Genomic DNA, 25379 nt, shown 5'->3' on the forward strand with positions numbered 1-25379 from the left:
CAATGTCCGGGTTGCAGTCCGCCCAGTCATGGACCTATATTCCACTTGGAATAATTCGCTTGGGATATCCGGATGGAGGTGCGATGCGAGGGGAGGCAGTGAATCCGCTGGGAGTGTCGGTTCTGGCACTGCTCTCGGAAGGCGCTATGCATCCCTACGAGATGTACCAACTGCTGTTGGAGCGCAAGGAAGATCGAATCGTCAAGGTTCGGCCCGGATCGCTCTACCATGCCGTTGCCCGACTCCACGGGCAAGAACTGGTGGCCGAGGTCGGAACGGACCGTGGCGGCAACCGACCCGAACGCACCACCTACGAGATCACGCCGGCCGGTCGACGCGTTCTCGTCGAACGGCTCGCCGACATCCTTCGTACCCCGGTGCGTGAGTATCCGCAGTTCGCCCTCGGCCTGTCCGAGATGCACAACCTGCCGGCGTCCGAGGCGATCGCGTTGCTGCGTGCACGCATCGAAGACCTGTCACTGGAAATCGAGGAACTGTCCGGCTATCAGCGACTGGCTGCAGAGCGCAAGGTGTCCGAAATCTACTGGGCCGGAATCGATTACACGTACCACATGTTGTCTGCCGAAGTGAATTGGTTGACGAGCTACATCGATCGCGTCGACAGCGGCCAGTTGCCGTGGCCGCACGAGATTTCCGCACACCACACGACCCTGACGGATCGGGATTAGGAGAACAGTATGAACGCCGTCGAGACCGCTCCGCCGCAACAAGAGATCAGACCCTGGCCCGCGCTCTGGGCACTGTGCCTGGGATTCTTCATGATTCTGGTCGACACGACCATCGTGGCCGTCGCTCAACCGGCGATCCTGGCGGGTCTGAACACCGACATCAACAACGTCATCTGGGTCACCAGTGCATATCTGCTGGCCTACGCCGTTCCGTTGCTCGTCACCGGACGACTCGGTGACAAGTTCGGTCCCAGGAATCTCTACATCGCCGGCCTCGTCCTGTTCACGCTCGCCTCGGCGTGGTGCGGGCTGTCGGGATCCATCGAGATGCTCATCGCTGCGCGTGCCGTGCAGGGTCTCGGTGCTGCGATGATCACCCCGCAGACGATGGCCGTGATCACCCGAGTGTTTCCTGCCGAGAAGCGCGGAACCGCCATGGGTGCGTGGGGAGCCGTCGCCGGTGTCGCGACGCTCGTCGGCCCGATCCTCGGCGGTGTCCTCGTCGACTCGCTCGGGTGGGAATGGATCTTTTTCATCAACCTGCCGGTCGGCGTTGTCGCAATTGCGTTGGCGCTCAAGTTCGTTCCGGTGTTGCCCACGAACGATCACAGGTTCGATCTGCTCGGCGTCGCGCTGAGCGCCATCGGACTGTTCTGCATCGTGTTCGGTATCCAGGAGGGGCAGAAGTACGACTGGGGGACGGGAATTTGGATCCTCATCGGCGTCGGACTGCTCGTCTTCGCCGGGTTCGTCTACTGGCAGTCCGTGAACAAGAGCGAGCCTCTCGTGCCCCTGGCGCTGTTCCGCGATCGCAACTTCTCGCTGTCCAATATCGGTATCGCCGCAATGGGTTTCGCGATGTCCGGCATGATGCTGCCGATCATGTTCTACGCGCAGAGCGTCACGGGTCTCACCCCGACCCGTTCGGCACTGCTGTTCGTGCCGATGGCATTGCTGACCGGAATTCTGGCGCCCAACGTCGGCAAGCTCGTCGACAAGACGCACCCCCGCTACATCGCCGGATCGGGACTGTTCATCCTTGCAGCGTCGCTGCTGTGGTTCGCGTACGAGATGACGCCCACCACCGCGATCTGGAAGCTGCTGCTCCCCATCGCAGCAATGGGTGTGGCGAACGCGTTGATCTGGTCTCCGTTGGCGGCCACGGCAACTCGCAACCTGCCGATGAGTCAGGCCGGCGCAGGATCCGGGATCTACAACACCACCAGGATGATCGGTTCCGTGCTCGGTAGTGCGGGCATCGGCGCGCTCATCCAGTCTCGACTGGCAGCCGAACTGCCCACCGGTGGACCGGCAACGGGGGCAAACGAATTCGCCGGCCGAGTACCGGAGATGCTGCGCGACGGCTTCACCACCGCCATGGCGCAGTCGCTGATTCTGCCCGCCGCGGTGTTGATCGTCGGCATGATTGCAGTCTGCTGCTACGCGCGGCCGGCGTTCAAGTAGCTCATGTGAGCGGAACTTCGTAGCCCACTACGAAGCCGGAGTGGAGCCTGCGGAGCGACCGCAGGCTCCGCGCTCACATGCGGCCAAGCCGCTCTACAGACCCAGATCCCGGCCGATCAGTTCTTTCATGATTTCGTTCGATCCGGCCCAGATCTTCGTCACACGTGCGTCTTTCCAGGCGCGGGCGGCGCGGTATTCGTTCATGAATCCGTAGCCGCCGTGCAGCTGGACGCAGTGGTCGAGAATCTCGTTCTGCACCTGCGAGCTCCACCACTTGGCCTTGGCTGCGTCGATGGCGGTCAGTTCACCGATCCCGTGGGCGGCGATGCAGTTGTCGATGTAAGCCTGTGCCACATCGAGTTTGGTGACGAGCTCGGCGAGCAGGAACTTGTTCCATTGCAGTGAGCCGATCTGCTGGCCGAATGCCTTGCGGTCCTTGGCGTACTGGAGCGTCTCCTCGAGAATGGGGCGCACGTGCCCGAGGTTGGCCACCGAGCAGCTGATGCGTTCCTGGGGGAGCAGCTGCATCATGTGGATGAAGCCGCCGTCGAATTCGCCGATCATGTTCGAGCTCGGGACTCGCACGTTCTCGAAGAACAGCTCGGCCGTATCGGATTCGGGCTGGCCGACCTTGTCGAGCTTGCGTCCGCGAGAGAACCCTTCGGTGCCGTTCTCGACGGCGAAGAGCGTGATGCCCCTGGCCTTCTTCTCCGGCGTGGTGCGGGTGGCGACGATGACGAGATCGGCGGAGTTGCCGTTGGTGATGAACGTCTTGGATCCGTTGATGATGAAGTCGTCGCCGTCCTTGACGGCGGTGGTCTTCAGCGCGGCCAGGTCCGAGCCGCCGGACGGCTCGGTCATGGCGATCGCGGTGAGAATCTCGCCACTGCAGAAGCCGGGCAGCCACCGCTTCTTCTGCTCCTCGGTGGTGAGCTTGACCAGATAGGGCGCGACGATGTCCACGTGAATACCGAAGCACGACGCCACCGCGGCACTCGAGCGGGCGAGTTCCTCGGCGAGGACGGCGTTGAATCGGTAGTCCTCGGCTCCGCTGCCGCCGTATTCCTCCGGTACTTCCAGTCCCAGGAAGCCGTTCCGACCGGCTTCGAGCCAGATCTCGCGGTCGATGTACCGCTGTTCGACGAGCTTCTCCTCGACCGGCGTGATGGTGCGGGTGACGAACTCCCGCACCGACGCGCGGAAGTCGTCGTGATCGGCCTCGAACAGGCTGCGCTTCATATATCTGTTCCTCTCGGTAACGGTGAGTTACCTGCGCACAATACTCGCTGGTAACAATCGCCAGGAACGGGTGTGGCACTATGCGAACCATGGCTGACGCACCCACTTCGCTCGTTCGATCCACCACCGCGGCCGGCGCCGAGGTCGCTGTGCTCACGTTCGATCACGGACCACTCAATCTTTTCGATCAGGCGATGTTCGACTCGGTGGCCGCCGATATTGCCGATCTCGTCGCGCGTCCGCCCCGCGCAGTGCTGTTGCGCGCCGAGGGCAAGGTGAACTCGGCAGGCGTCGACGTGCATGTCTTCGATGGCCTGTCCGCCGCGCAGGGTGCCGATCTGTGGCGTGGTTTGTTCGCAAGCATTGCGCATCCGCTCGAGGCGCTGCCCTGCCCGGTGATCTACGCCGCGCACGGGTTGACGCTCACCGCGGCGTTCGAGATCTCGTTGGCCTGCGACATCATCCTGGCCGGACCGAAGGCGAAGTTCGGTCTCGTGGAGACCGTCGTCGGTCTGACGCCGTCGATGGGTGGACCGCAGCGTCTGGCCGAGCGAGCCGGTTCGGGTCGGGCTCGCGAGCTCGTCATGACCGGTGATCTGTACGACGCTCAGACGCTGAAGGAGTGGGGCGTGGTCAATCAGATCCACGACGACGTCGACGCCGCGGCCCTCGCGCTGACCCATCGATTGGCCGACGGCCCTACCGTCGCGCATGCGGCAACGAAACAGATTGTGGCAGCGTGGCGTTCCGGTGGAGTGGCCCACGCGGACGAGATCACCTCCGAGGTCTCCGGCGCACTGTTCGAGACCGAGGATCTACGCGGGGCGGTGCAGAGTTTCCTGGAGGTCGGCCCGGGTAAGGCGACGTACACGGGCAAGTAGAATCGTACGAGTGAGTAACGATCAGCTGGCCGAACTGCACCTGCACATCGAAGGGTCGCTCGAACCTCCGCTGATCTTCGATCTTGCCGAGCGCAACGCAATCACTCTGCCGTACAACGACATAGACGAACTGCGCGCGAAGTACGAGTTCACCGACCTGCAGTCCTTCCTCGATCTGTACTACGCCAACATGACCGTGTTGCAGACCGCCGAGGATTTCGCCGATCTGGCCCGCGCGTACTTCCGCCGCACCGCGCAGGCCGGGGTGACGCATGCGGAGATCTTCTTCGATCCGCAGGCGCACTCCGAGCGTGGTGTACCGCTTCAGGCCGTTGTCGAGGGATTGGCCGATGCTTGTGCGACCAGTGAGCGCGAATTCGGCGTCACCAGTGGGCTGATCGCGTCGATCCTGCGGGACAAGCCGGTGCTGCACGCGAATCAATTGCTCGACGATCTGTTGGCGATGCAGGCTCCGATCATCGGCCTCGGCCTCGACTCCGCCGAGGTGGGCTACCCGCCGTCGCTGTTCGTGGACGTGTTCGCCAAGGCGCGCGCCGAGGGCCTGCACGTCGTCGCGCATGCCGGCGAGGAAGGCCCGCCCGACTACATCTGGCAGGCACTGGATCTGCTGAAGGTCGAGCGCATCGATCACGGGGTGCGGTGCCTTGAAGACGAGGCGCTGGTGAATCGACTTGTCGAGGAACAGATTCCGCTCACCGTCTGCCCGCTGTCCAATGTGCGGCTCAAGGTGATCGACAACGTCGAGCAGCTGCCGTTGCGGCAGATGCTCGAGCGCGGCCTGTCGGTGTCGATCAATTCGGACGATCCGGCCTACTTCGGTGGCTACGTCGATGACAACTTCTCTGCTCTGGAAGAGGGTATGGGCCTCACCGAGGCGGAGCGAAAGCAGTTGTCCGAGAACTCGATTCGCGCGAGCTTTGTGAAGCGGTAGATCAGTTCGCAGTCACCGAGATCTTCGGGTAGCCGGTCGCTCCGTCGGGAACTGTGTCGGCAGTCTTGTTGGTCTGCAGTTCTCCGGCCGAGTTGGTGGCCCTGGCTCGGATCGCATGCTGCCCGGCAGGCAGGTCCAGCTCGACTGTCCACTGCCGCCAGCTGTCCTTGGAGTACTCCTCGGACAGCGTGGCCGGCACCCAATTGCCCTCGTCGACTTGTACTTCGACGCCGTCGATACCGGTGTGCTGATCCCAGGCGACGCCCGCGATCACCGATTTCCCGGCCGGCACGGAGCTGCCCGATCGCGGAGTGTCGATCCGCGAGGCCGTCTTGATCGGTCCGAGTGCGCCCCAACCGCGATCGGTCCAATACGCCGTCACCTTGTCGAATCGGGTGATCTCGATGTCGGTGACCCACTTGGTCGCCGAGACGTAGCCGTACAGGCCCGGTACCACGAGTCGCGCAGGGTAGCCGTGCTCGACGGGCAGCGGTGCACCGTTCATTCCGACGGCCAGTAGAGCGTCGCGGCCGTCGAGCAGTACCTCCAGGGGAGTGCCCGCGGTGAAGGCATCGCTGCTCGAGGACAGCGCCATGTCGGCGTCCGGCGAAATCCCCGCTTCTTCGAGAATGTCCTTGAGCGGGTAGCCGATCCACGTGGCGTTGCCCACGAGGTCGCCGCCGACGATGTTGGACACGCAGGTCAGGGTGACGGTCTTCTCCACGGCCTGCCGCTGGGCGAGGTCGGCGAACGTCAGCTCGATCTCGCGGTCCACCATGCCGTGGATGCGCAACGACCACGTATCCGACGCCACCCGCGGCACGACCAACGCGGTATCGATGCGGTAGAAGTCGTCGTTCGGGGTGATGTACGACGCGAGGCCGTCGATCTTCAGGTCTGCACCCGTCGGTATCGGCGGTTGCGGTGTCGGGGTGGGAAGCATGAAGCCGAGTCGATCGGCTGTGACGGCGCGCGCCGAGGTGAGCATCCGTCCGGCGGTTCCGGCGACCACACCGAGTACGGCGGCACCGGCGGCGAGGGTCAGGAAGCTGCGACGGTTCATCCCCTCGGTGGCAGGCGCGGCTGCACCGGTGAGGGCGTGCAATACGACGATGCCGACGATGACACCGCCGATGGTCGGGACTGCGTAGAAGGCCGTTGCGTCGGGGCGGGTCACTGCGGCGAGTACGCCCACAACGCCCAGTGCAGCGAACACCACGGCACCGATCGGCTTGCGGGCGATGCCTGCCGCGGCGGCGATCGCTCCGATCACGACGGCCATTCCGATGAACAGGGCGAGTTTGTCGGAGGTGCCGAACGTGTCGATGGCCCATTCGCGGACCGGGGCCGGGCTGTTGTCGACGGCCGAGGACCCGACGGCGGTCAGTGGCGACGAGTTCGGTCCGATGGGGACGGCGACCAATTCACCGACACCGAGGACGACTCCGGCGGCGATGATGCCGGACAGCGCGCGTGTACCTGTGCTCACTTGCTCCAATGTAAGCGTGCGGGGAGTGGCTGCGTGCACGGGACGCTCCACTCGAAGAGTTGGCCTGGGGAAACCCACTCGACGGTCGCACAAGTGGAGCAGAAATTGCGCCACACGCTGCACTGGTCAACCGCTCAGGACAGCAGATGTTCGAGGTAGTCGCTGCCGAACAACTTTCTCGGGTCCATCTCTTCGCGGATGCGTCGGAAATCGTCGAAATGCTCGTAGGTATCGCGCAGTTCGTCGCCGCCGAGGGAGTGCAGTTTGCCCCAGTGCGGCCTACCACCGACGCTGCGGCAGATGGCTTCGACGGCGTCGAAGTACTCGCGGTGATCGCGGCGGTGGTATTGGTGCACCGCGATGTAGGCCGTCGCACGTCCGTACGCGGTGGAAAGCCAGATGTCGTCGGCGGCGGCGAATCGCACTTCGACAGGGAATGCGATGGACATCGAAGACTGCTCGAGCCAGCGATCCACCTCGCGCAGCACCCAGCCGATCTCGGCTGCAGGCACGGCATATTCCATCTCGACGAATCTGACCGTCCGCGAGGATGCGAACACTCGGTACGAACGATCGGTGTACTCGCGGGCCGACAGTGCCCTGGCCGAGACCTCGTTCAGTCGAGGTATCAGGGCCGGCACCCGCGTCACCACGCGGTTGAGCCCCTCGAAGACCGTGTTGGACAGCAGTTCGTCGTCGAGATACGAGCGCACCTTTCCCAGCGGGCGCAGCACAGCGTTGCCGGGCAGGCGGGTGTTGCGTTTGGTCAGTACACGGTCGGTGTGTGGAAACCAGTAGAACTCGAAGTGGTCGACGGCAGCGACGGTGGTATCGAGCTCGGCGAGCGTTGCCGTCAGCGTCGACGGCTCCTCGACAGCTCGCAGGGCGAACGCCGGCACACAGTCGAGCGTGACCCTGGTGATGATGCCGAGTGCACCGAGACCGATGCGGGCTGCGTAGAACAGGTCGGGGTTCTCCTGACGAGAGCACTTCATCAGCTGCCCGTCCGCCGTCATCAGCTCCAGCGCATGCACTTGCGTGGCGATACCGCCGAAGCGAGCACCGGTTCCGTGGGTGCCCGTGGAGATGGCTCCGGCTACGGATTGTTCGTCGATGTCCCCGAGATTGGTCATGGCCAGGCCGAGGTCCCACAACGTCGCAGTCAGCTCGCGCAGCCGGGTGCCGGCCAGCACCGTCACCCGGGCGGAACCGTCGCCGTCGCGGACGACCGATTCGATCCCGCAAAAAGAATCGAGGCTGATCTGAACGCCGTCGGTGACGGCGATCGGGGTGAAGGAGTGACCGGCCCCGACGCATCGCACCGACCGAGACTCCTCGACGGCCCGCTGCAGAACGGCGCGCAAGTCGTCTATCGATGTGGGTTCGGCGCGGTCCGACGGGAACGCGTGTTGATTACCTGCCCAGTTCTGCCACGGCCGCCCGATCATCCGATCACTATCCCACTCCCGAAACCACACCGAGCTCCCGATGCAACCGCAGGGTCATTCCGCAGGCTCCACTCCCGTGGGGCAATCCGAGGCACAGAACTCGGCCGCGCCCTAGTATCGGGTCATGCAATCGAGGCTGCCCGCGGATGTGCGACGCGCACAACTGGTGCAGTCGGCGATCGACGTCGCCGAGCGGGTGGGTATCGAGTCTCTGACGGTGCGGGCACTGTCGGAGTACGCGGACGTCACCAAGGGCATCGTGCAGTACCACTTCGAGACCAAGCAGGATCTGGTGATCGCGATGGGGGAGCACCTCATCGTCGACGTCACGGAGATTCTGCACGCCGCGCTGGACAGTGCCGTGGGCACGCGCGAACTCCCGGGTGTTCGTGGGCTGCGAGAGCTGGTGCACGGCGGTCTGAGCGCGGTGTGGTTGCTGATCGAGAAGTCGCCGGATCGGCAGTTGCTCGCCTACGAGATCAAGACCTATCTGCTGCGCCATCGCGCCCTGGGGTCGGCGACGGCCGCCGAGATCGCCAGTGGGCAGTATCGAATTCGAGACTCCGAGGCGCGGTTGTTTTTCGAGAAGTGCTCCGCCCACACCGGCACGCGATGGCTCGAGCCGGTGGCGTCGATCGCGCGGTTCGGGATGGCGACCCTCGACGGTCTGGTGCTGCGGTGGTTGGTCGACGGTGACGACCTGGAGGTGTTGGCGCAGATCGACGACCTGTCGGGGCTGATCGCGGCCAAGGCCCTGGACTGCTGAACATCGGCGTGGCCGAAGGCTCGCCGGGACTTCTCGGCTGCGGAGTGTTTGACTGTGCAGGCCCGGCAACGACGACGAAGGAATGTTGACGTATGAGTTCGATCGCCGGTGTCGTCACTACCGACACGACACCACTGTCCCGCATCTCCGCTGCTACCGAGGGGCTCGAATCACCCTTGGCTGCAGTCGATTCCGCGGCCCTGGACGCCAATGCGGCGGCATTGCGAGCACGGGCGGACGGGGTGCCGATCAGGATCGCCAGCAAGTCGGTGCGCTGCCGCGCCGTGCTGGAGCGGGTCCTCGCAGCCGACGGCGTGAGCGGGGTCATGGCGTATTCGCTGCGGGAGGCGGCATGGTTGGCGCGCCACGGCGTCGACGACATTCTGATGGGCTACCCGAGCGTCGACCGCACTGCTCTCGCCGAGGTCGTCAACGACCGTGTTCTGTCGGGTCGCATCACGCTGATGGTCGACGACGTCGCTCAATTGGACATCGTGCGCGACGCCACCGGCAGTGATCTTCTCAAGCCCCGTATCTGTATCGACGTCGATGCCTCGCTGCGGATCGGGCCGCTGCACATCGGAGTCAGGCGTTCTCCGCTGCGTGAACCGGAACAGGTCGCGGCCTTCGCGCGCGTGGCGCAAGAGCGTGGGTTTCGGGTCGTCGGCCTGATGTTCTACGAGGCGCAGATCGCCGGTGTGCCCGATTCCAACGTCGCGGTGGAATTGATGAAGTCGTTCTCTGCTCGCGAGATCTCCACGCGCAGAACGGCCGTCGTCGAGGCAGTGACTGCGGCGGTGGGGCGTATCGAGATCGTCAACAGTGGCGGCACTGGGTCGATCGATTTCTCGGCGGCCGATCCGGTCGTCACCGAGGTCACCGCCGGATCGGGTCTGTTCGCGCCGACGCTGTTCGATCGGTATCGCGCATTCTCGGCCGAGCCGTCGCTGTTCTTCGCGCTGCCCGCGGTGCGCAAGCCTACCCCGCAGATCGCGACGTTGTTCGGCGGTGGCTACATCGCGTCGGGTCCGGCATCGTCGTCGCGGTCACCCCGGCCGGTGGCATGGTCGAGGAAGGCCAGGGGGGTCGTCACGTCCGGGTTGAAGTTGCTGCGCAACGAAGGAGCAGGCGAGGTGCAGACTCCGGTGAGCGGAGCAGAAGAGATTCGGATAGGTGATCGCGTCTGGTTCCGGCACGCCAAGGCGGGCGAGCTGTGCGAGCGATTCGACACCCTGCATCTGGTGCACGCCGACGGATCGGTCGAGGCAGTTCCCACCTACCGCGGCGAGGGCATGGCCTTCGGCTGAATTCCGTTCTCGCACAAGGCCATGAAGGTGCCCAGGGTGACCAGTCCGGCCGGGGTCGACGGCAGGTACTGTGTCAGTGCTCGTGATCGAATCAGGATCGCTGCCCACTGACCGCGAGAGACGGCGACGTTGAGCCGGTTGCGCGAGAGCAGAAACGACATGCCACGCGGAACGTCCTCGATGGCCGATGCCGCCATGGAGATCAACACCACCGGTGCTTGACGACCCTGGAACTTGTCGACGGTTCCCACCGAGACGTCATCGAGCCCGGCGGCCTCGAGTCGTTCGAGGATGACGGCCACCTGAGCGTTGTAGGCCGCGACGACGAGGAAGTCGGACTGCTCCATCGGCCGCGTTCCGTCGAAGGATTGGGGGTCGCTCCAGAGCCGACCGAGTAGACCTTGGACTCGTGTGACGACCTCGTCGGCTTCTTCCACCGAGTCCGTGGAGTTGCCGTGATGGTCGAGGTAGACGGTGTGCAGGCCGGGATCGAGGGATTCCAGTGAACGAGCCTGTGTCACAGCACTCTTGGATTGCAGCTTGCCCTCGTACGACAGCGCCGAGACGGGCGCACACAGATCCGGATGCATCCGCCATGTCGTCGCCAGGAAGTACCCGCGGTCGGCGGGCATCGTCGGGTGTCCGCTGGTGATCCAGCCCAGCGCCGACTCGTCGACGGGTTCGGGGTGGGTGCCCTGGCTGACCTGCGGCAACTGTGCCGGGTCGCCGAGCAGCAAGAGATTGCGCGCCGACACCGAGACGGCGATGGTGTTGGCCAGCGAGAACTGCCCGGCCTCGTCGACGACGAGCAGATCCAGGGATCCGGGCGGCACCCGGCCGGAGTTGGAGAAGTCCCAGGCGGTGCCGCCGACGACGCACCCCTCGGCTGCGTCGGTGATGAATCGGGAGTAGTCCGTCGGGTCCAGGACGGTGTGAGCGGTCGGAGCTTTCTTGCCGACCTTGGCCGGGTCCACTCCGGCATCGACGATGGTGTCCAGCAGATTGTTCACCACGTGATGAGACTGGCCGACCACGCCGATGCGCCAGTGATGGACATCGACCAATTCGGCGATCACCCGAGCGGCGGTATACGTCTTTCCGGTTCCGGGCGGGCCCTGTACGGCAACGTAGGAGTCGTCCAGATCGAGCAACGCTGCGGTGACCGCTGCTGCGTAGTCGCTTCCCTGTGCCTCGGGAAGGCCGGCACCGGAACGGGTTCGGGGCGCAGACAGCGTGAGCAGATCGGCGACGGCCGTGCGCGGAAGGTGTGGCAGGGCGGCCCCGACCTCGGTGGCAACTCCGGTGATCGCCTCCTCGAGGTGCTTCGTCGCCGGCGGCGAGTCCGGAGCCGTCGCGATGGGAAAGTCGGTGTATCCGGTCACGCCCTTGCGTAGGTTCTCCTCCACCACGACCATGTCGAGGGTGCCCTCGTAGCCGGTCTGCACGATCTCGACCGTCGTGGTCGCCCGGTGATGCGGTTGCTGCTTCGGCAGCCCTTCCGGGGCCGGGTCGGCGTAGAGCAGCTTGACTTTCGCGCCCGAGAGCACCCCGTTGCTCAGGTGCCCCAGCAGCTTGATTCGTCGTCGCAGAACGCGCTGTGTGGGCGCGGTTTTCATCCAGTCGTGCACCAACTCGGCTCGTTCGACCTTCAGTACGTCTGCCGCGTCGGCCCACTCGTCCAGTGGGTGGGTCAGGCGATCGAAGTGAGCCCACCAGAACGGCTTTCGCTCGCGGCGGTGGTAGCCGATGGCACCGGCGAACAGGGCCACGGCCTGCTGCGTCGGGGTGCGGTCCCAGGGCAGTCCCGCGTACTCGGCAAGTTCGAGCTCCAGCGGGCTCGCGGTGTCGGAGGCGCTCTTGTCGAGGTCGAGCTCGTGGTTCACCCGCGGCGGAACACCGGCATCCGATGCGCGCTCGAGCAACCAATCACGCAGTCGCAGAGTCGATTCGCAGTCGGTCCGGTTGTACTCGGCAATGTCTGCGAGTAGGGCAGCCGCCTCGGCGTCCTTGCCTTGGTCTCGGAGATCACACCAGTTCGCGTATTCGACGATCGACGCGGCGGCATCGGTGACGTCTCCGTCGCGGGCGGCGGGCATGTACAGCGGTTCGAGTTTCTTGATGCTGTAGGACCGAGCTCCGATGCGGACCGCAGACCGCACGACGGGGTACAGGTCGACCAATACGTTGTCCCGCAGCAGGTTGTCGACCGCGTCCTCACCTACTCCGTACCGCCCGGCCAGACGCAGCAGTGCGGTCTTCTCGTACGGCGCGTAGTGGTAGACGTGCATGTTCGGATACGCGGCGCGACGAGTGGAGACGTAGTCGAGGAAATCGATCAGCGCGCTCCGCTCCTGCGCGCGATCGTGCGCCCAGAACGGCAAGAACTCACCGTCGGCTGTGTAGACGCCGAACAGGTACTCGAGGCCCCATTCCGTGCTGCCCGCCTCGGCCCACAGTGGGTCGCCCTCGAAGTCGAAGAAGATGTCGCCCGGGTCGGGCTCGGGGATCACGCCCAGGGCCTCGGCGTCGAAGATTTCGAATTCGGCTGTGCCGCTGTGCTCCTGGCGAACCTGCAAGGCCGCTTGCGCGCGCAGGTTCGTCACCGTGCGAGTGGACATCCCGTCGACGATTCCGGTCGACGAGGCCAGCGCGTCCACTGTCGCGATTCCCGCATCGAGTAGCTTCTCCCGGGTACTCGCGCGCATGCCGGCGACGAGAACCAGATCGCGATGCTGCTCCACTTCGACCGTGCAGGCCTCGCACTGCCCGCAACCGGAGTAGCGCGAGTCGAACCAGTCGACGACGGTGCCCTCGGCGTGGTGCTCGTCGAGGATGCCTTGCAGATGGTCCCGGGATTGTCGGTACACCGGAAGTATCTCGGCGAGAGAGTGTGCGGAGTCGCTGCCGTCACCGAGCATCAGGTGCACGTTCTCGCTCGGCGTCACTCCGCCGGTCTTCAGTGCGTCGGCGTAGGCCGCCAACTGCAGCAGCGCCGGCACTTTCGCGTGCCGCGACAGCTTGGTGTCGTACACGCCGTAGCCCGAGCCCTCTGCAACCAGGAAGTCGCAGAATCCGAGGAACCGGCCGTCGAAGAAGGTCGCCTGGTACACCACCGGCGTGCGCGCGGTCAGCGCAGTGAAGGTTGCCCAGGCGGCGTCGGCCAGTTCCTGATCGGTTCGCCCCGGTCTGTCCATCGTCAGGACACCGCCGGGGTAGCGCTGCTCGAACGCGTCGAGTTGACGCCGTTCGTGCTCGAATCCGAGTGCGGACGTGCGGTCGAGCATGGGGTCCGGTTCGGTGGCAGCGCGCGGGATCAATCCGGTCAGCCCGTCCAGTCGACGAAGCAAGGCGAATTCGCAGGACGCCGCCGCTGCGAGGTCGCTGGCGCTGTAGACGACCCGATCGCCGAGGAGGAACACAAGTGCCCACCCTAGCCATCGACGACAGCGGCGCCGGTCACGTTGCGCGCGGAAGCAGACGCGAGAGGGCAAAATGATCGAATGCCATTTTTCGACGGAGCCACCGGCGCGGTCCACTACCGAAACTGGACTGTTCCCGATGCTCGTTTCGGTCTCGTTTTTCTGCACGGCCTCGGCCAGAACAGCGGCCACTATCACCGCTTCGCCCGGGTGCTGAACGGTCGCGGAGTGGACGTGTGGGCGGTCGATCACGTGGGGCACGGCCTCACCGAAGGTGAGTTGACCGACGCCGCTCAGATTCCCGGCCTCGCGCAGAACGCGCTGCAGCTGCTCGACATCGCCGAAGCCGAGCATCCCGAGTTGTCGTTCGCGCTGATGGGTCATTCGCTCGGTGCGGCGACGGCCATCGCGGCTCTCGGAGCGCATCCGGAGGCAGTCCGGTGCGCCGTGCTGTGCGGCACCCCGAAGTCCGTGACCGGCTCGGCCACCGACCTCGCCGACAACGTGATTCCGATCCTCGCCGTGCACGGCGTCGACGATCGTCTGGCTCCGATCGATGCGGTACGGGAGTGGATCGGCGGTGTCCCCGACGCCTCCCTGCGCGAGTTCGACGACGGCGGCCACGACCTGCTGCACGAGAAGATTCACCTGCAGGTGACGTCGGTGGTGGCGGAGTTTCTCGACGACCACATGTCCTGACGCGACAGAAGGGCCCGGTGCGAATATCGCACCGGGCCCTTGTGCCGTGTGGTCGAACTACGAGTAGATGGCCTCGATGTCGCTGCCGCGCTCGGCGTGGATGATGTTGCGCTTGAGCTTCATCGTGGGGGTGAGCTCACCGGTTTCGACGGTGAAGTCGTTCTCGAGGATCGTGTACTTCTTGATCTGCTCGGGGCTCGACACCTTCTTGTTGGCCTCGGCGACGGCCTTGTCGATCTCGGCGACGAGGTCGGCGTTCTTCGACAGCTCCGAGAACGGGATGTCGGCAGAGAGGCTGTGTCGTTCGAGCCAGCCCGGCAGCGCTTCGGGGTCGAGTGTGATGAGCGCGCCGATGAACGGCTTCGCATCGCCGACGACGAGGCACTGGCTGATGATCGCGTTCGCGCGAAGGGCGTCCTCGAGTACTGCGGGGGCAACGTTCTTGCCGCCGGCGGTGACGATGATCTCCTTCTTGCGGCCCGTGATCGAGACGTAGCCTTCCTGGTCGATCGCGCCGAGGTCACCGGTGTGGAACCAGCCGTCGACGATCGCCTCGGAGGTGGCCTTGTCGTTGTGCCAGTAACCGCTGAACACCACCGGTCCCTTGAGGAGAAGTTCGCCGTCCTCGGCGACCTTGACCGCGTGGCCGTTGATCGGCTTGCCGACGGTGCCGACACGCTGTTCCTTGGTGGTGTTGACGGTGACGGCCGCGCTGGTCTCGGTCAGTCCGTAGCCCTCGTAGACCGGGACGCCCGCACCGCGGAAGAAGTGGCCGAGGCGAGCACCGAGAGGTCCGCCGCCCGACACCGCGCGCTCGCAGTTGCCGCCGAGCGCTGCCCGAAGCTTGGAGTAGACGAGCTTGTCGAACACCGTGTGCTTGAGGTTCAGAACCAGGCCTGCTCCACCCTTTTCCTGCGCCTCGCTCCATTCGATGGCCGTCGCGGCAGCCTTGTCGAAGATGCTGCCCTTACCGCCGTCGTGTGCCTTCTGCTTCGCCGAGTTGTAGACCTTCTCGAACACGCGCGGCACCGAGAGGATGAAGTCCGGCTTGAAGACGGCGAACTGGTCCACCAGCGTCGACACGTCCGAGGTGTGCCCGACGGTCGCCTTGGACTCGAAGGCACCGAAGGAGATGGCCCGGGCGAACACGTGCGCCATCGGGAGGAACATCAATGTTCGGTTGCCCTCCTTCATCGAGTCGTGCAGGGCGATCTGGGTGGCCTGAACCTCGGCGTAGAAGTTCGAGTGCGTCAGCTGGACGCCCTTGGGCCGGCCGGTGGTACCCGAGGTGTAGATGAGTGTTGCCGGCGATGTGGCGGTGACCTGGTGACGTCGCGTGTGTAGGTCCTCGTCGCTGACTCCGGCACCGCGTGTGGTCAGTTCGTCGATGGCTCCGGCGTCGATCTGCAGCACCTCACGCAGATCCTTGGCACCTTCGGTGACCTCTTTCAGGTTCGACGAGTGCGCCGCCGTCTCGACGATGAGCAGCTTGGTGGCGGAGTCCTCGAGGATCCACTGAGCCTGGTCGGCAGAGGAGGTCTCGTAGATCGCGACGGTGCATCCGCCCGCGGTCCAGATGGCGTAGTCGAGAACGACCCACTCGTACCGCGTCGCGCTGAGAATGGCGACGCGGTCACCGAGCTCGACGCCCGAGGCGATCAGTCCCTTGGCTACTGCGGCGACCTCTTTGGCGAACTGAGCCGCGGTGACGTCGGTCCAGTTGCCGTTCACGAGTCGTTGGAACGGTACGAGGTTCGGCGATTCCTTCTCGTACCGGAAAACGGTGTCGGCCATGGATGCGTCGTCGGGAATGGTGAACGACGCCGGCACAGAATATTCGCGCACTGCTGGACCCCTTACGGAAAGATAGCGTGGTAGTTGTGCATTTCATCACACCCGTGTCCGTAACGCACCACCGAGGTTGTCCGGTTTGCGAATTTTCAGGTCGTTTCGAGGGGAATTGAGTGTGACTTGGAGTACAACATAACCGGCATTTGCGAAGCCACGCCGTCGGGTCGGGACTGTGAGGCGGCTCGCACGAGGTGCCCGCGAGGCCGTCTTCGTCACCTGATCAGCGCAGAAGGGGTCGCGGGGGCCGAGCAGGTACTAAACTCGTGCCACATATGAGCACTTCAGAAACTGATCAGGATGCCGCCGTGACGTCTGACGAGACGAGTTCGCCCCCACCGGAGTCCGCTTCCGCTGGCGACGACATCACCTTTGCCGGTCTCGGAATCGACGAGCGGGTCCTGAAGGCCCTCCTCGACGTCGGATACGAAAGCCCGTCGCCCATCCAGGCGGCTACCATTCCGCCGTTGATGGCAGGTAACGACGTCGTCGGCCTCGCGCAGACCGGAACCGGCAAGACGGCTGCGTTCGCGGTGCCGATCCTGTCCCGTCTCGACGTCTCGCGTCGGGTGCCGCAGGCTCTGGTGCTCGCACCGACGCGCGAGCTGGCGCTCCAGGTCGCCGAGGCGTTCGGCAAGTACGCCACCCACATTCCGGGTCTGCACATCCTGCCGATCTACGGCGGTCAGGCGTACGGCATCCAGTTGTCGGGCCTGCGCAAGGGTGCCCAGATCATCGTCGGCACGCCGGGCCGTGTCATCGACCACCTCGAGAAGGGCACGCTCGACCTGTCCGGCCTCGAGTATCTGGTGCTCGACGAGGCCGACGAGATGCTCAAGATGGGTTTCCAGGAGGACGTCGAGCGCATCCTCTCCGACACCCCGGAGTACAAGCAGGTCGCGTTGTTCTCGGCCACGATGCCGGCCGCGATCCGCAAGATCTCCAAGCAGTATCTGCACGACCCGGTGGAGATCACCGTCAAGGCCAAGACGTCCACGGCACCGAACATCACCCAGCGTTACGTCCAGGTGGCCCATCAGCGCAAGCTCGAGGCACTGACTCGAATCTTCGAGGTCGAAGAGTTCGAGGCCATGATCATGTTCGTCCGCACCAAGCAGGCCACCGAGGAGCTCGCCGAGAAGCTGCGTGCACGGGGTTTCTCGGCCGCGGCGATCAACGGCGACATCGTGCAGGCTCAGCGTGAGCGCACCATCGGCCATCTCAAGAACGGTCAGATCGACATTCTGGTGGCCACCGACGTCGCGGCCCGCGGTCTCGACGTCGACCGCATCTCGCACGTCATCAACTACGACATCCCGCACGACACCGAGTCCTACGTGCACCGCATCGGTCGTACCGGACGCGCAGGCCGGGCCGGTCAGGCATTGCTGTTCGTCGCCCCCCGCGAGCGTCATCTGCTCAAGGCCATCGAACGTGCGACGCGTCAGCCGATCACCGAGATGCAGCTCCCGAGCGTCGACGACGTCAACGCGCAGCGCGTGACGAAGTTCAAGGACTCGATCACCGAGAGCCTCGGCAACGAGAATCTGGCACTGTTCCGCCGGCTCATCGAGGACTACGAGCGCGAGCACGATGTGCCGTTGGTCGACATCGCAGCAGCGCTGGCCATCCAGTCCCGCGACGGCGAAGCGTTCCTGTTGAAGCCGGAGCCGCCTGCCCCGCCGCGCGCACCCCGTGAGCCGCGCGAGCCGCGGCCGCCTCGTACGTTCGACGAGGATGCGGCCAGCTCGCATCACCGCAAGACGGGTCAGGAGATGGCGACGTACCGCATCAGCGTCGGGAAGCGTCATCACGTCGCGCCCGGTGCCATCGTCGGTGCCATTGCCAACGAGGGCGGGCTGCGTCGAAGCGACTTCGGGCACATCAGTATTCGTCCCGACCACTCGCTGGTGGAACTGCCGGCAGATCTCGCCGACGAGACGGTCGAGGCGTTGCGCCGCACCCGGATCAGCGGCGTGCTCATTCAGCTGCAGCCCGATTCCGGCCCTCCCGGACGCAGCGGTGGGCCGCGCGGTGGCGGAAAGTTCAAGGGCAGGCGTTAGAGCGGCTTCGCCGCACGTGCACGGCAACTCGTAGTGGGCTACGAAGTTCCGCTCACGACCCCAGCGCGAGCGTTTGGCGGATCCGGCCTCGGGTATCCGCTGGTGCATGACCAATGTCACTCTGCGTGTCAACGGCACCGATCGTGAGATCGACTGCGACACCCGAACCACCCTGCTCGACGCTTTACGAGAGAACCTCGACCTCATCGGGGCCAAGAAGGGGTGCGATCACGGGCAGTGCGGTGCCTGCACCGTTCTGGTCGACGGTCGCCGGATCAACAGTTGCCTGACGTTCGCTGTCGCGCAGCAGGATCGCGAGATCACCACGGTCGAGGGACTGTCCGACGGCGACACGCTGCACCCGGTGCAGCAGGCATTCGTCGATCGTGACGCGTTCCAGTGCGGCTACTGCACGTCCGGGCAGATCTGCTCGGCGGTCGCTGTGATCGACGAGGCCAAGCAGGGCTGGCCGAGCGCGGTCACCGAGGACCTCGAGGCCACGGATGTCGATCTCGACTCCGGTGAAGTGCGAGAACGTATGAGCGGCAACCTTTGTCGGTGCGGTGCCTACGCCAACATCGTTCCGGCCGTTCAGGACGCATCGTGAGGACCTTCGAGTACGGCGCGGCCACCGCAATCGACGACGCCGTGGCCCGTCTCGCCGACGACGAGAACGCGATGCTGCTCGGTGGAGGTACCAACCTCGTCGATCTGATGAAGCTCGGTGTCGTGGGCCCGACGACGCTGATCGATGTGACGCGTTTGCCGTTGCACGACATCGACGTGGCGGAGGACGGTTCGCTTCGTATCGGTGCCGGGGTGACCAACAGTGATCTTGCCGTGCATCCGGTGGTGCGTCAGCGCTACCCGGTGCTCTCACGCGCCGTACTCTCCGGTGCCTCGGGTCAACTGCGCAACATGGCGACCACAGGCGGAAACCTGTTCCAGCGCACTCGGTGTGTGTACTTCATGGACGCATCCAAGCCGTGCAACAAGCGCGAACCGGGCTCGGGCTGCCCGGCGCGGACGGGCGAGCACCGAAACCTTGCCATCCTCGGGGCCTCGCAGGAATGCGTGGCGACGCATCCCTCGGACATGGCGGTCGCACTGTCGGCCCTCGATGCGCGCGTGGTCGTTCGCGGAGTCGACGGTGAGCGCGTCCTTTCGATCGACGACTTCTACCGATTGCCCGGTGACGAGCCCGAGCGCGACAACACGGTCACACGAGACGAGATCGTCACGGCCATCGAGATTCCGAAGCCGGACGACACCGCCGTGTCCACCTATCGGAAGGTGCGGGATCGGCAGTCCTACGCCTTCGCGGTTGCGTCCGTTGCTGCTGTACTCGACGTGGAGGACGGAATCGTGCGCGGGGTGTCGATCGCGTTGGGCGGCGTCGCGCACAAGCCGTGGCGCGCTCGTACCGCTGAGCAGGTCCTGCTGGGTGGAGCCGCCGACGAGGCGTCGTTCCGCCGGGCGATGACCCAGGAGATGGATGCGGCAGAGCCGTTGCGTGACAACGCATTCAAGGTGCCGCTGGTGACCAATCTGGTCGCTCGAACCTTGGTCGCACTCACAGAATCGGGAGCTCGGGCATGACAGCATCGATCGGACAATCGATTCAGCGCACCGAATCGATTGCGAAGGTCACCGGTCGTGCTCGGTACGCCGCCGAGCAGCCGCCGATCACCGGCCAGTTGTACGCCTGGTACGTGCCCGCGACGGTTCCGGCCGGGACGGTCGAACACGTCGAACTCGGCACCGACTCTTCGGTGCACGCCGTTCTTTGGCACGGCAACGCCGAGAAGCTCGGCGAGGTCGAGGACGCCGAACTGCATGTGCTGCAGTCGAACACCGTTGCCTATCGCGGTCAGATCGTGGCCGTCGTTGTGGCCGACACCCTCCAGGATGCCCGCGCCGCTGCAGCCCGCGTGCAGGTGCGGTACGGCCACGTGCGCGCTCCCGACAACACGCTGACGGCCGAGCACAGCTCGCTGTACGCACCCGAGTCCGTCAACGCAGGGTTTCCCACCGATGTCACGATCGGCGATCCCGACGCGGCGCTGGCAGCGGCCGAGCACGTCGTCGACAACTGGTACTCGACCGCGCCGATGCACAACAGTCCTATGGAGCCGCATGCCACCACAGCGACGTGGTCCGACGGCGTGCTGACGGTCTGGGATTCGACGCAGGCACCGTCGGGTGTTCAGGGCGACCTCGCCACGGCCTTCGACCTCGAGCCCGAGAACGTTCGAGTGATCGCGGAGAACGTCGGCGGCGGTTTCGGAGCCAAGGGCAGTACGCGGCCCAACGTGATCCTCGCGGCGATGGCGGCGCGGGCGACCGGCCGCACCGTCAAGCTGGTCTTGCCGCGGCAGGCGCTGTTCGACGTGGTCGGCTATCGCACGCCGACGCTCAATCATGTTCGCCTGGGTGCTGATTCGAGCGGCGCACTGACGGCGATCGCGCACGATTCGTTTCAGCAGACCAGTACGATCTTCGAGTTCTGCGAGCAGACCTCCGAATCGACTCGGCACATCTACGCGGCCCCCAATCGCCGCACCACCCACCGACTCGCGAAGCTGGACGTCGGAACGCCGCGGTGGATGCGGGCACCCGGCGAAGCACCGGGCATGTTCGCCGTCGAAACGGCCATCGACGAACTGGCCGCGGCCACCGGCATCGACCCGATCGAGTTGCGCATTCGCAACGAGCCGGACGTCGACCCCGCAAGCGGGAACCCGTTCAGTTCACGCAGTGTGGTGCAGTGCCTCCGTGAAGGAGCCGAGAAGTTCGGCTGGGACCGCCGCGATTCCACGCCCGGTCAGCGCAGAGAAGGCAACGCCCTGGTCGGCATGGGAGTCGCGACGGCCAGCTACCCGGTGTTGATCTCGCCGAGTACCGCGTCGGCGCGAGTGGAGCAGGACGGCACGATCACGGTGTCCGTCGCCGCGTCGGACATCGGTACCGGCGCGCGGACCGTGCTGCGCCAGATCGCAGCCGATGCCCTCGACGTCGATGCGGACACCGTCACCGTCGAGCTCGGCGACAGTGCTCTGCCCAAAGCTCCCGGAGCCGGCGGCTCCTCGGGCACCTCGTCGTGGGGCTGGGCCGTCACCAAGGTCTGCCATGCGCTGAAATCACAGGGTTCGTACGAACCGGGAAACTCGGCCGAGGCCGACACCACCGACGACGTCGAGGGTCAGAAAGAATTGGCTCGCATGGCCTTCGGTGCCCAGTTCGCCGAGGTGGCCGTCGACATCGACACCGGTGAAGTGCGGGTACGCAGGATGCTGGGTGTGTTCGGCATCGGCGCGGTGATGAATCCGCGGTTGGCCAGGTCTCAGCTCATCGGCGGTATGACGTTCGGGCTCGGGATGGCGCTGATGGAAAGTGGCGTCGTCGATCACGAGTTCGGCGGGTTCGCCAATCATGATCTCGCCGAATACCACATTCCGGCATGTGCGGACGTCACCGATCTCGAGGCCGTGTGGATCGAGGAGGTCGATACCGAACTCGCGCCGATGGGCGGCAAGGGAATCGGTGAGATCGGCGCGGTCGGTTCCTCGGCGGCCATCGGTAACGCGGTCTACAACGCCACCGGCGTCCGAGTCCGCGACCTGCCGATCACCCTGGACAAGGTGCTGCCACACCTCTAGAGCGGCTCCGCCGCATGTGAGTGGAAACTCGACCCCTGCTACGAAGTTCCACTCACATGCGCGCAGCGCTCTACGCCAGAATTCGCTGCAGGAACTGTCGGGTGCGGGGCTCGGTCGGGTTCACGAGCACCTGCTCCGGCGTGCCGCGTTCGAGGACGACGCCGTTCTCGATGAACAGCACCTGATCGGCGACTTGTTGGGCGAAGCGGATTTCGTGGGTGACGATCACCATCGTCCAGCCCTCGGCGGCAAGGTTTTTGATGACGCCCAGTACTTCGCCGACCAGTTCGGGATCGAGTGCCGAGGTGGGCTCGTCGAACAGCATCAGCTTGGGGCGTAGCGCCAGAGCTCGGGCAATTCCGACGCGTTGTTGCTGGCCACCGGAGAGCTGGAACGGGTACTGGTCGGACTTGGCGTCGAGACCGATCTGGTCGAGGATTGCGTGCGCGTCGCGAACGGCGTCGTCCTTGGCGCGCTTCTGCACGATCACCGGTCCCTCGATGATGTTCTGCAGCACCGTCTTGTGCGGAAACAGGTTGTGGCTCTGGAACACCATGCCACTCTGGGCGCGGAAGTGACGCAGTTGCGGCGCGCCGACGGGCTGAGCGAAATCCACCGACACCTCGCCGATTCGGATGATGCCTGCGTCGGCTCGGTCGAGTGCGTTCAACGTGCGGAGCACCGTGGTCTTGCCGGATCCGGACGGGCCGATGATGACGGTGACTGTGCCGGACGGCACGGTGAACGAGATGTCCTTCAACACCTCGAGCGGCCCGAACGATTTCTTCAGTGCGGATACTTCCAGCAGGTCTGTCATTTCGCCACGTACCTGTCGAGTCGGACTTCGAGCTTGCCTTGGAAGAAGGAGAGAACGATGCAGATCACCCAGTAGTACAGCGCTGCAACGGTGTAGAGGGTGAAGAAGTCGAAGGTCGGTGCTGCCGCGAGCTGTGCGACGCGCAACAGCTCGGTCACCAGGATGGTCGACGCCAGCGAGGTGTCCTTGACCAGCGAGATCAGCGTGTTCGACAACGGCGGTACCGCGGTGCGCAGTGCCTGCGGAAGCACGATGCGCTGCAACGTGGTTCGGTACCCCATGCCGATGGTCTGCGCGGCCTCCCATTGGCCCTTGGGGACACTCAGGATTGCTGCGCGGATGACTTCGGCGGCATAGCCACCGACGTTGAGCGAGAACGCGACGACCGCCGCCGGGAAGGGCGAGATCACGATGCCGAACTGCGGTAGGCCGTAGAAGATGATGAACAGCTGCAGCAGCAGAGGGGTGCCGCGAATGATCGAGACGTAGAACCGGGCTACCGCGGCGAGCGGCGTGATCGACGAGATTCGAGCCAACGCGACCGCGAGGGCGATGACGAGTCCCACCACGAAGCTGATGGCGGTCAGCGGAATGGTCATGGTGACAGTGGCTTTGAGCATCGGCCACAGGTTGTCGAGCACCAACTGCATCTTCGACGGGGCCGTCGACGATGCGTCCTCGCTCACCGGAACCACGGTGTCCGCTGTCGGTGCAGCGACGTCGCTACCGAAGTACTTCTTCGAGATCTCGGCGATGGTGCCGTTCTCGCGCAGCGTGTCGATGGCTGTGTCCACCTCGTCCATCAGCCCGCTGTTCTTGCGAGCCACGAACGATTGCAGAGTGGTGTCGCCGGTCTCGCCTGCGATCTTCACGCCGGTGTCGCCGGTCTGCTGCAGGTATTCGGCGATGGCGAGGGAGTCGTTGACGGTGGCGTCGACGCGGCCGTCCTTGACGAGCGTGACCGCCTGGACGAATCCCTCCACGGCTTCGACGTTCGCGCCTGCGTTCGCCGCGACCTCGGCCCAGTTGCTCGTCGAGGATTGGGCGGTGGTCTTGCCGGCCAGGTCGGCCAGAGACGTGATGGTGGAGTCGTCTGCGGCCGTGAGGATCTGGCCCTCCGACACCGTGTAGGGCGTCGAGAGGTCGTAGGTCGATTGCCGGGCCGGGGTGATCGAGACCTGATTGGCGATGAGGTCGAAGCGTTGGGATTGCAGGCCGGCGAAGATCGAGTCGAACGGGGTCTGCACGAAGTCGACCCGCACCCCCAGTTCGGCACCGACCGCGTTGATGACGTCGATGTCGTATCCGGTGAGCTGGCCGTCCGCGCCCTGATAGCTGAACGGGCTGTAGGTGCCCTCGGTACCGACGACCAGTACGCCCTCGTCCTTCACACGGTCCAGCAGTGACTGTGAGGACGAACTGCACCCGGACAGCCCCAGTATGGCGATCAGGATCGCGACCAGAGCAAGAGTCGATCTGCGCACCATCCGCGCCTGCTTTCGCCGTAACTACGAGTGCAGCAAAACCTACCCGTCGATCTCCAGTTCCGCTGACACCACCACGGTGTTGTTCATCGGCAGTGCTGCCACCCCGAGTGCGGTGCGCGCGTGCGCACCGATCTCGGGACCGAAAATCGCCAGCACCAAATCGGAGAAGCCGTTGACGACCGTCGTGGTCTGGGTGAAGCCGTGATCGGCATTGACCGACCCGGTGACGGTAAGCCAGGCGCTGATTCGGTCGAGATCGCCGACGGCGCGGGCGACGCTACCGAGCAGGGCCAATGCGGTGTCACGCGCGGCGTCGGTGGCGGCGTCCAGACTCACCTGGGACGGAACCGCACCGAACGGTCCTGCCAGTGTTCCGTCGGGTGCCAGTGGTGAATGACCGGAGGCGAACACCCGGTTGCCGCGCACCCGCACCCACTCGAACGAGAACTCGAAGCCGGGCGGCGCGGTCGGTTCCCCGGGCAGCGTGAAGCCGAGCTCGGTGATGCGGCGTTCGATCTCCATGAACGAAAATCCTGTCAGACCGCCACACCGTTGATGGTGCGAACGGTCCAGCGAGAACCGTCGTGTTCGAGTGTGGAGACGCCCGCGTTGAGGATGCGCGGGGAGTGGCGGCGCCGGATCGCGTCGAAGATCGCTCGGATGACGCCACCGTGCGCCACCGCGATCACCGCCGAGTCCGGGTAGCGCGAGGCGATGTCGTCGACGGCGCGCACGCCTCGCACGATCAGGTCGGAGCGGGGCTCCAAGCCCGGGTACATGCCGTTCGGCCAGTGCGAATAGGCGTCCCAGTCGGTGAATCCCTCGGCCTCGCCGAAGTGCCGTTCGGCCAGATCAGGGAACTCGGCGGTGCGGGTCAGGCCGAGATGTGCTCCGATGATGTCGGCGGTTTCGGCTGCTCGGATCAACGGTGAACTGACCAGGTGGTCCCACGGGCGGTACTCGAGTTCGTAGCCGGCCTCGCGGGCCTGAGCACGGCCGGTGTCGTTGAGAGGAATGTCCGAAGAGCCCTGCAGACGCCCGTGCAGATTCCAGTTCGTTTCACCGTGCCGAACCAGTGCCAGAAAAGTCATAGTGAGCGGAGAATATCCCAGAGTTACCAGGGAGTACGGTCGATACGAAGATACGCGAACG

At 64.9% G+C, this 25379-nt stretch carries 20 protein-coding genes; 11 read left to right on the forward strand and 9 right to left on the reverse strand.

Annotated elements, in window-relative coordinates:
• The first annotated feature begins 83 nt into the window (after positions 1-83).
• Positions 84-689, forward strand: coding sequence for a PadR family transcriptional regulator (locus CH275_RS23295; RefSeq protein WP_094680601.1), 606 nt, complete (start codon positions 84-86; stop codon positions 687-689).
• A gap of 9 nt (positions 690-698) precedes the next feature.
• A complete protein-coding gene (locus CH275_RS23300) occupies positions 699-2153 on the forward strand; it encodes a DHA2 family efflux MFS transporter permease subunit (RefSeq protein ID WP_094680602.1) in 1455 nt (484 codons plus the stop codon).
• Positions 2154-2246: 93 nt separating this feature from the next.
• On the opposite strand, the gene CH275_RS23305 is transcribed toward CH275_RS23300, so the two are convergent.
• Complete coding sequence (locus tag CH275_RS23305) at positions 2247-3392, reverse strand: acyl-CoA dehydrogenase family protein (protein ID WP_094680603.1); 1146 nt, start codon at positions 3390-3392, stop codon at positions 2247-2249.
• Positions 3393-3481: 89 nt separating this feature from the next.
• Here CH275_RS23305 and CH275_RS23310 point away from each other — a divergent pair, with 89 nt between their 5' ends.
• On the forward strand, positions 3482-4273 hold the full coding sequence (locus CH275_RS23310; RefSeq protein ID WP_094680637.1) for an enoyl-CoA hydratase/isomerase family protein: 792 nt from the start codon (positions 3482-3484) through the stop codon (positions 4271-4273).
• 10 nt (positions 4274-4283) lie between these two features.
• A complete protein-coding gene (locus CH275_RS23315) occupies positions 4284-5225 on the forward strand; it encodes an adenosine deaminase (RefSeq protein WP_094680604.1) in 942 nt (313 codons plus the stop codon).
• 1 nt (position 5226) lies between these two features.
• On the opposite strand, the gene CH275_RS23320 is transcribed toward CH275_RS23315, so the two are convergent.
• Entirely contained in the window at positions 5227-6714 is a 1488-nt protein-coding gene (locus CH275_RS23320) for a molybdopterin-dependent oxidoreductase (protein ID WP_094680638.1), read from the reverse strand.
• 134 nt (positions 6715-6848) lie between these two features.
• On the reverse strand, positions 6849-8162 hold the full coding sequence (locus tag CH275_RS23325) for a D-arabinono-1,4-lactone oxidase (protein ID WP_094680605.1): 1314 nt from the start codon (positions 8160-8162) through the stop codon (positions 6849-6851).
• Positions 8163-8286: 124 nt separating this feature from the next.
• Here CH275_RS23325 and CH275_RS23330 point away from each other — a divergent pair, with 124 nt between their 5' ends.
• Together CH275_RS23330 and CH275_RS23335 are read left to right on the forward strand one after the other, a co-directional pair.
• A complete protein-coding gene (locus CH275_RS23330) occupies positions 8287-8928 on the forward strand; it encodes a TetR/AcrR family transcriptional regulator (RefSeq protein WP_094680606.1) in 642 nt (213 codons plus the stop codon).
• A 92-nt stretch (positions 8929-9020) separates the two neighbouring features.
• On the forward strand, positions 9021-10235 hold the full coding sequence (locus tag CH275_RS23335; protein ID WP_094680607.1) for an alanine racemase: 1215 nt from the start codon (positions 9021-9023) through the stop codon (positions 10233-10235).
• Here CH275_RS23335 and CH275_RS23340 read toward each other — a convergent pair.
• Complete coding sequence (locus CH275_RS23340; protein WP_094680608.1) at positions 10205-13654, reverse strand: TM0106 family RecB-like putative nuclease; 3450 nt, start codon at positions 13652-13654, stop codon at positions 10205-10207. The genes CH275_RS23335 and CH275_RS23340 overlap by 31 nt on opposite strands.
• An 81-nt stretch (positions 13655-13735) precedes the next feature.
• Here CH275_RS23340 and CH275_RS23345 point away from each other — a divergent pair, with 81 nt between their 5' ends.
• Positions 13736-14353, forward strand: coding sequence for an alpha/beta hydrolase (locus CH275_RS23345; RefSeq protein WP_094680609.1), 618 nt, complete (start codon positions 13736-13738; stop codon positions 14351-14353).
• 57 nt (positions 14354-14410) lie between these two features.
• On the opposite strand, the gene CH275_RS23350 is transcribed toward CH275_RS23345, so the two are convergent.
• Complete coding sequence (locus CH275_RS23350) at positions 14411-16198, reverse strand: AMP-dependent synthetase/ligase (RefSeq protein WP_179276304.1); 1788 nt, start codon at positions 16196-16198, stop codon at positions 14411-14413.
• 278 nt (positions 16199-16476) lie between these two features.
• On the opposite strand from CH275_RS23350, the gene CH275_RS23355 reads away from it, so the two are divergent.
• The 4 genes from CH275_RS23355 (at position 16477) to CH275_RS23370 (ending at position 21923) form a co-directional block, all read left to right on the forward strand.
• Positions 16477-18264, forward strand: coding sequence for a DEAD/DEAH box helicase (locus CH275_RS23355; protein WP_094680611.1), 1788 nt, complete (start codon positions 16477-16479; stop codon positions 18262-18264).
• Between the two features lie 106 nt (positions 18265-18370).
• A complete protein-coding gene (locus CH275_RS23360; protein ID WP_094680639.1) occupies positions 18371-18871 on the forward strand; it encodes a 2Fe-2S iron-sulfur cluster-binding protein in 501 nt (166 codons plus the stop codon).
• Positions 18868-19863 (forward strand): FAD binding domain-containing protein, encoded by a 996-nt coding sequence (locus tag CH275_RS23365; RefSeq protein WP_094680612.1) that lies wholly within the window; start codon positions 18868-18870, stop codon positions 19861-19863. Before CH275_RS23360 ends, CH275_RS23365 begins: the two co-directional genes overlap by 4 nt.
• Positions 19860-21923, forward strand: a complete 2064-nt coding sequence (locus tag CH275_RS23370) for a xanthine dehydrogenase family protein molybdopterin-binding subunit (protein ID WP_094680613.1) — start codon at positions 19860-19862, stop codon at positions 21921-21923. The genes CH275_RS23365 and CH275_RS23370 overlap by 4 nt, the downstream gene beginning before the upstream one ends.
• 70 nt (positions 21924-21993) lie before the next feature.
• Here the strand turns inward: CH275_RS23370 and CH275_RS23375 are convergent, their stop codons facing one another.
• Genes CH275_RS23375 through CH275_RS23390 form a run of 4 tightly spaced genes read right to left on the reverse strand, consistent with a single transcriptional unit; the run spans position 21994 to position 25318 of the window.
• Positions 21994-22740 (reverse strand): amino acid ABC transporter ATP-binding protein, encoded by a 747-nt coding sequence (locus CH275_RS23375; RefSeq protein ID WP_094680614.1) that lies wholly within the window; start codon positions 22738-22740, stop codon positions 21994-21996.
• Positions 22737-24227, reverse strand: a complete 1491-nt coding sequence (locus CH275_RS23380; RefSeq protein WP_094680615.1) for an ABC transporter permease subunit — start codon at positions 24225-24227, stop codon at positions 22737-22739. Before CH275_RS23380 ends, CH275_RS23375 begins: the two co-directional genes overlap by 4 nt.
• A 39-nt stretch (positions 24228-24266) precedes the next feature.
• Positions 24267-24749, reverse strand: coding sequence for a RidA family protein (locus tag CH275_RS23385; protein WP_037172278.1), 483 nt, complete (start codon positions 24747-24749; stop codon positions 24267-24269).
• Between the two features lie 14 nt (positions 24750-24763).
• Positions 24764-25318 carry a histidine phosphatase family protein gene (locus CH275_RS23390; protein WP_094680616.1) on the reverse strand — a complete coding sequence of 185 codons (555 nt, stop codon included), beginning with the start codon at positions 25316-25318 and terminating at the stop codon, positions 24764-24766.
• Positions 25319-25379 lie beyond the last annotated feature (61 nt).

Origin of the sequence: Rhodococcus sp. 06-235-1A, from assembly GCF_002258785.1 — a bacterium.
Taxonomy (GTDB): domain Bacteria; phylum Actinomycetota; class Actinomycetes; order Mycobacteriales; family Mycobacteriaceae; genus Rhodococcoides.

Bases quoted from the DNA above. Each gene is read 5' to 3' on its own strand.
- CH275_RS23325 (WP_094680605.1), bottom strand. From the start codon at position 8,162: ATGATCGGGCGGCCGTGGCAGAACTGGGCAGGTAATCAACACGCGTTC.
- CH275_RS23375 (WP_094680614.1), bottom strand. From the start codon at position 22,740: ATGACAGACCTGCTGGAAGTATCCGCACTGAAGAAATCGTTCGGGCCG.
- CH275_RS23295 (WP_094680601.1), top strand. From the start codon at position 84: ATGCGAGGGGAGGCAGTGAATCCGCTGGGAGTGTCGGTTCTGGCACTG.
- CH275_RS23330 (WP_094680606.1), top strand. From the start codon at position 8,287: ATGCAATCGAGGCTGCCCGCGGATGTGCGACGCGCACAACTGGTGCAG.
- CH275_RS23390 (WP_094680616.1), bottom strand. From the start codon at position 25,318: ATGACTTTTCTGGCACTGGTTCGGCACGGTGAAACGAACTGGAATCTG.
- CH275_RS23305 (WP_094680603.1), bottom strand. From the start codon at position 3,392: ATGAAGCGCAGCCTGTTCGAGGCCGATCACGACGACTTCCGCGCGTCG.
- CH275_RS23300 (WP_094680602.1), top strand. From the start codon at position 699: ATGAACGCCGTCGAGACCGCTCCGCCGCAACAAGAGATCAGACCCTGG.
- CH275_RS23310 (WP_094680637.1), top strand. From the start codon at position 3,482: ATGGCTGACGCACCCACTTCGCTCGTTCGATCCACCACCGCGGCCGGC.
- CH275_RS23385 (WP_037172278.1), bottom strand. From the start codon at position 24,749: ATGGAGATCGAACGCCGCATCACCGAGCTCGGCTTCACGCTGCCCGGG.
- CH275_RS23360 (WP_094680639.1), top strand. From the start codon at position 18,371: ATGACCAATGTCACTCTGCGTGTCAACGGCACCGATCGTGAGATCGAC.
- CH275_RS23345 (WP_094680609.1), top strand. From the start codon at position 13,736: ATGCCATTTTTCGACGGAGCCACCGGCGCGGTCCACTACCGAAACTGG.
- CH275_RS23380 (WP_094680615.1), bottom strand. From the start codon at position 24,227: ATGGTGCGCAGATCGACTCTTGCTCTGGTCGCGATCCTGATCGCCATA.
- CH275_RS23370 (WP_094680613.1), top strand. From the start codon at position 19,860: ATGACAGCATCGATCGGACAATCGATTCAGCGCACCGAATCGATTGCG.
- CH275_RS23355 (WP_094680611.1), top strand. From the start codon at position 16,477: ATGAGCACTTCAGAAACTGATCAGGATGCCGCCGTGACGTCTGACGAG.
- CH275_RS23335 (WP_094680607.1), top strand. From the start codon at position 9,021: ATGAGTTCGATCGCCGGTGTCGTCACTACCGACACGACACCACTGTCC.